1 protein-coding gene is annotated in these 580 nt (G+C 66.6%); it reads right to left on the reverse strand.

Translation table 11 applies throughout. From position 1 onward, the window contains the following. The coding region (msrA, locus tag NS365_RS23280) for a peptide-methionine (S)-S-oxide reductase MsrA (RefSeq protein WP_058602636.1) at nt 1-469 on the reverse strand (469 nt) is incomplete at its 3' end. Nucleotides 470-580 lie beyond the last annotated feature (111 nt).

Below are 580 nucleotides of genomic sequence, written 5' to 3' on the forward strand. Positions count from 1 at the left end.
CGCGCTCGGCCGCCTCGCGCTGGGCCTCGCTGGTGACATAGATGCCGGAGCGATACTGCGTGCCGACATCATTGCCCTGTCGCATCCCCTGCGTCGGATTGTGCGCCTCGAAGAAGACGCGCAGCAGTTCCTCGTAGGACACGCGCGAGGGATCATAGGCGACGAGCACGACCTCGTTGTGCCCAGTCAGGCCGGAGCACACCTCCTCATAGGTCGGGTTGGGCGTGATGCCGGCGGCATAGCCGACCGCCGTCGAGACGACGCCCGGCACCTGCCAGAACTTGCGCTCCGCGCCCCAGAAACAGCCAAGGCCGAAAATCGCCGTCTCGACGCCATCGCCGAACGGAGCCTTCAGCGGCGCGCCGTTGACGAAATGCGTCTGGGCGGTGGGAATCGGCTGCTCGCGGCCCGGCAGGGCATCGGCGCTGGAGGGCAGCTGCGTCTTTTTCAGGAAGTTCAATCCGAACATGATCCTTAGACCTTTCGTGGTGGCTCGCCCGGCCGGCGCGCGCGGGGCGCGCTTCCGGCGGCGATGAAGGCAATTCCAACAAGACCCAGAACGATCGAGGCGGGCTGACGG

It is taken from the genome of Aureimonas ureilytica (assembly GCF_001475935.1).
In the GTDB taxonomy this organism is placed as follows: domain Bacteria; phylum Pseudomonadota; class Alphaproteobacteria; order Rhizobiales; family Rhizobiaceae; genus Aureimonas; species Aureimonas ureilytica_A.